Annotated in this window: 4 protein-coding genes and 1 tRNA gene; 3 read left to right on the top strand and 2 right to left on the bottom strand. The window is 69.4% G+C overall.

Going from position 1 to position 4,394, the window contains the following annotated elements:
• Position 1: 1 nt before the first annotated feature.
• A tRNA-Gly gene (locus VIU94_RS25510) sits at positions 2-72 on the bottom strand.
• Positions 73-530: 458 nt separating this feature from the next.
• Between VIU94_RS25510 and dcd the strand changes: the two genes are divergently transcribed.
• A complete protein-coding gene (gene dcd / locus VIU94_RS25505) occupies positions 531-1,106 on the top strand; it encodes a dCTP deaminase (protein ID WP_331914518.1) in 576 nt (191 codons plus the stop codon).
• Positions 1,107-1,110: 4 nt separating this feature from the next.
• Positions 1,111-1,620 (top strand): phosphoribosyltransferase, encoded by a 510-nt coding sequence (locus VIU94_RS25500; protein WP_331914516.1) that lies wholly within the window; start codon positions 1,111-1,113, stop codon positions 1,618-1,620.
• Between the two features lie 82 nt (positions 1,621-1,702).
• On the opposite strand, the gene VIU94_RS25495 is transcribed toward VIU94_RS25500, so the two are convergent.
• A complete protein-coding gene (locus VIU94_RS25495; RefSeq protein ID WP_331914514.1) occupies positions 1,703-2,146 on the bottom strand; it encodes a hypothetical protein in 444 nt (147 codons plus the stop codon).
• A 253-nt stretch (positions 2,147-2,399) separates the two neighbouring features.
• On the opposite strand from VIU94_RS25495, the gene VIU94_RS25490 reads away from it, so the two are divergent.
• On the top strand, positions 2,400-4,394 hold a 1,995-nt coding region (locus VIU94_RS25490), incomplete at its 3' end, for a PA14 domain-containing protein (protein ID WP_331914512.1).

Here is a 4,394-nt window from a genome sequence, read left to right as displayed (position 1 = left end):
GAGCGGATGACGGGAATCGAACCCGCGCTATAAGCTTGGGAAGCTCATGTTCTACCATTAAACTACATCCGCGCGTCGGTCGGTGATCCGTACCGTAGCGTCACACACTGTACCTCATCCCGGACTCCCGACGTGTCGCGTCGTGGAGTCCTTCGCGTTTGGCGGGGGGTGGACAGGGGTGTGGGGGGCGGAAGTTGGGGCGTAGGGTCGGGGGCGGAGTGCCGGATGGAGTGGCGTCCTGTTTATCCCCTAATGTGGCGGTCTCGTCCATGTTTGTTGGGGAAGGGACTTGATGGCTTCGATGGAGCGCACCGTCGTCCGTTGTGCCGAGGGGCACGTGTTCAGTACAGCTTCGTTCCCGTTGCAGCAGCTCGGGCCCGCGCGGATCGGGCCGGGGCGGCTCATTCGCTGTCCACGGTGTGCCCGGTTGCGGCACGCGGTGCCCGTGGAGCTTGAGCGGCGCTGATGCGGGCAGGGCGTGGGCACCGTCCCGATTGGGGCGGCCCGCGCCCTCTGCGTATCGTGGGGGCGTGCTTCTCTCAGACAAGGACATCCGGGCCGAGATCGACGCAGGCCGGGTGCGCATCGACCCGTACGACGAATCCATGGTGCAGCCCTCGAGCATCGACGTGCGGCTCGACCGCTTCTTTCGGGTGTTCGAGAACCACCGCTACCCCCACATCGACCCCGCCGTCGAACAGCACGACCTGACCCGCGAGGTCGAGCCCGAGGGTGACGAGGCCTTCATCCTCCACCCCGGCGAGTTCGTGCTGGCCTCCACCTACGAGGTCATCAGCCTGCCGGACGACATCGCCTCCCGCCTGGAGGGCAAGAGCTCCCTCGGGCGGCTCGGGCTCGTGACCCACTCGACCGCCGGGTTCATCGACCCCGGCTTCTCCGGGCACGTGACCCTCGAGCTGTCGAACCTCGCCACCCTGCCGATCAAGCTCTGGCCGGGCATGAAGATCGGCCAGCTGTGCATGTTCCGACTGAGCTCGCCCGCCGAGTTCCCGTACGGCAGCGAGCGCTACGGATCCCGGTACCAGGGGCAGCGCGGCCCGACCGCCTCCCGCTCGTTCCAGAACTTCCATCGGACGCAGGTGTGACGCAATGACTGAGGCACGGGAGAACCTGACGTACGAGGGCTTCGGGCACGCGGTCCGCGAGCTCGCCCAGACCATCGCCGACGACGGCTACGAGCCCGACATCGTGCTCTCCATCGCCCGCGGCGGCGTCTTCGTCGCCGGCGGCCTGGCCTACGCCCTCGACTGCAAGAACATCCACCTCGTGAACGTGGAGTTCTACACCGGTGTGGGCACCACGCTCGAGATGCCGGTCATGCTCGCGCCCGTCCCCAGTGCGATCGACTTCTCCGACAAGAAGGTCCTGATCGCGGACGACGTCGCCGACACCGGCAAGACGCTCAAGCTCGTCCACGACTTCTGCGTCGACCATGTCGCCGAGGTCCGCTCCGCGGTCATCTACGAGAAGTCCCACTCCCTCGTGAAGTGCGAGTACGTGTGGAAGAAGACCGACGAGTGGATCAACTTCCCCTGGTCGGTCCTGCCTCCGGTAAGCAAGACGGGCGAGCCGCCCAAGCCGAACCTGGAAGCCCTGTAGCCCTGGAGCGGCGGTAGGCGCCGACGGCTCAGCCCCGGCTGGTGTCGGTGCCTCCCTTTCACACCTGATCCGCGGCGCCGGCTCAGTCGCCGGAGTAGCCCCAGAAGTAGATCTCCTGGGGCTCCCCCTCGGCGTCGTGGAGTACGGCGCACCGGCCGTACCAACGCCAGTGATCGAACTCCTCGAACCTCGGCACGTGAGCCCGGGTGAGCTTCCGCACCCCCAGGAGGCGCAGCGCCTCCTCTTCGGTGACCTGCTTGACCGTGCCGTAGTCCGGCTCCTCGTCCGGCCCGATGATCTTGAAGATGTCGAGGATCGAATGCGTCCCGTCATGCTGGACGAGTTCGTGTTCCCACAACTCCTCCTCGGTCTCGGGCCACGGCAGCCGGTCCTCCTCCGGCTGCCAGTCGGCACCCGGCCCCCAGTAGTAGTCCCGCTCCTCGAAGACCCTCCGCCGGAGCCCCTCGAACGCCCCGACGAGATCCTCCTGATAGGGCACGGAGTAGTCCCACCCCGACGCGCCCATGCGGCCCTCCCTGCGTAGCCCTTCCAGAACGGCCGGACGCTAACAGCAGCCACTGACACCACCGCGGGGGCTCCCGACGGTCCGGGGCGGCTCCTCGTAGAACTCGCACCGGTGCTCCGCCAGCGGCAGCACTCGCCGCCGGGCGAAAAAGGTGAGGGGGCGGGGGCAACCCTGCCCCGTCCTCACGAGTCACACAGGCATCACTACGTTGCACGTGTTTCACGTCGGTCCGGAAAGGGCCCCACTCTCTGTGATGTCTCGTACCCGCCTGGGAGCGGCGGCGCTGACCGCCGCGCTCGCCACGGCCGGCGGTCTGCTGACCGCCACCCCGGCTTCCGCCGCCGTCACCTGCACCTCCCCGGTCTGGACGGCGCAGTACTTCGCCAACACCTCGTTCAGCGGCACGCCGAAGCTGACCGCCTGCGACTCCGCGATCGCCGAGAACTACGGCAACGGCGACCCGGCCGGCGTCACGCTGCCCAACGACAACTTCTCGATCCGCTGGTCCCTCACCCGGGACTTCGGCTCCGGCGGCCCCTTCCGCCTCAACGCCGCCACGCAGGACGGCATGCGCGTCTACGTCGACGGCGTTCGCAAGATCGACATGTGGAGCAACGTCTCCGCCACCGCTCGCAAGACCGTCGACCTCAGCATCCCGGCCGGCAAGCACACCATCCGCGTCGACTACGTCGCCTGGACCGGCTACGCCTACGCCGCGTTCACGTACGCCCCGCGCACCGAGGCGGCCGTCGACACGGTCAAGCCGCTCGCGCCGGCCGGCCTGACCGCGACATACGACGCCATGGCGCTGAAGACCACGCTGCGGTGGGCCGCCAACAAGGAGATGGACCTCGCCGGGTACCGCGTCTACCGGCGACTGAGCCTCACCCAGTGGGCCAGGGTCAGCCCGTCCACACTGCTCACGTCCCCGTCCTTCGTCGACGCCCCGCCCGCGACGGGGCAGACGTACCTCTACGAGGTCCGCGCCGTCGACAAGGCCGGCAACGAGTCCGCCGGCAGCCTCGACGTCACGGCGAAGACCCCCGACCTCACGGGCCCGGTGGCCCCGACGGGTCTCACGGTCGTCAGCGACGCGTGGCTGGCCTACCTGAACTGGCAGGCCGTCGCCGACGCGGCGAAGTACGAGGTGTACGCCTCGTCCGCGGCCACCGGTCCGTTCGAGTGGCTCGCCACGACGACCACGCCGTCCTACATGGCCGGCGCGCCCGCGAACACGACGCGGTACTACCGGGTCCGCGGCATCGACGCGCTCGGCAACCCGGGGGCGTACGCCACGGTCACCGGCGACGGCGTCGACCGCACGCCGCCGGGGTCCCCGACCGATCTGAACTCCTACGCCCGTCCCGGCTCCACCACGGTGCACTGGACGGCGCCCGGCGGCCGCTGGGGCGAGGACTGGGACAACGGCGGGCACTACCGCGTGTACCGCTCGCCCGGCAAGACGTTCGACCCCGCCGCCCGCACCCAGGTGACCTGCGACGCCGAGGGGAGCAACGAGGCGGACAACGGGGGCGCGTGCGTCGACCTGGACATGCCCGTCAACACGTACGTGACGTACGCCGTGACCGCGGTGGACCCGGACGGAGTCGAGTCGGCGTACTCCGCCCCGCTCGTCGTCCGCACCGGCGACGACGTGGCGCCCGGGCCGGTCACCGGGGTGAAGGTCACCCCGCGCGCCGACGGCATGGTGGTGAGCTGGGCCGCCTCGCCCGAGGACGACATCGACGAGTACGTGGTGTGGAAGGGCATCCGGCAGACCGACGGCACGGTCAAGTGGCTCGGCCCCGACACCTGCTGGGACAACCCGAGCGACCCGCTCGCGACCCTCTGCGGCGACCTCCCGGACGGCACGAAGCACGTGTACGCCGTGGTCGCCGTGGACCGCTGGGGCAACAAGCTGCCCCCGAGCGACCCGAAGGTCACCGTCGTCGAGGCCACCGAGCTCGACGTCCGGCCGTCCGTGACCGTCACCAGGAACTGGGCGCTCGGCGCCCTGGGCCACGGCACGACGATCACGATCCGGCCGACCGTCACCTGGCAGTGCACCGACACGGCGCTCTGCGACACGGTCGTCGGCTACCGGGTCAGCCGGTGGAACCCGGCAGCCGGGGCGTACGAGCCGCAGCACGACGGTCTGCTGCCGACGGCGACCCGGACGTGGGAGGACGCCACGGCGACGAAGCAGAACACGTACTTCTACACGCTGGAGGCCGTGACGGCCGACGGC

The sequence above is a fragment of the Streptomyces sp. genome (assembly GCF_036566765.1).
Lineage (GTDB): Bacteria > Actinomycetota > Actinomycetes > Streptomycetales > Streptomycetaceae > Streptomyces.
The sequence above is the reverse complement of the archived record's forward strand: the minus strand, read 5'-3'. Positions and strand labels throughout refer to the sequence as shown.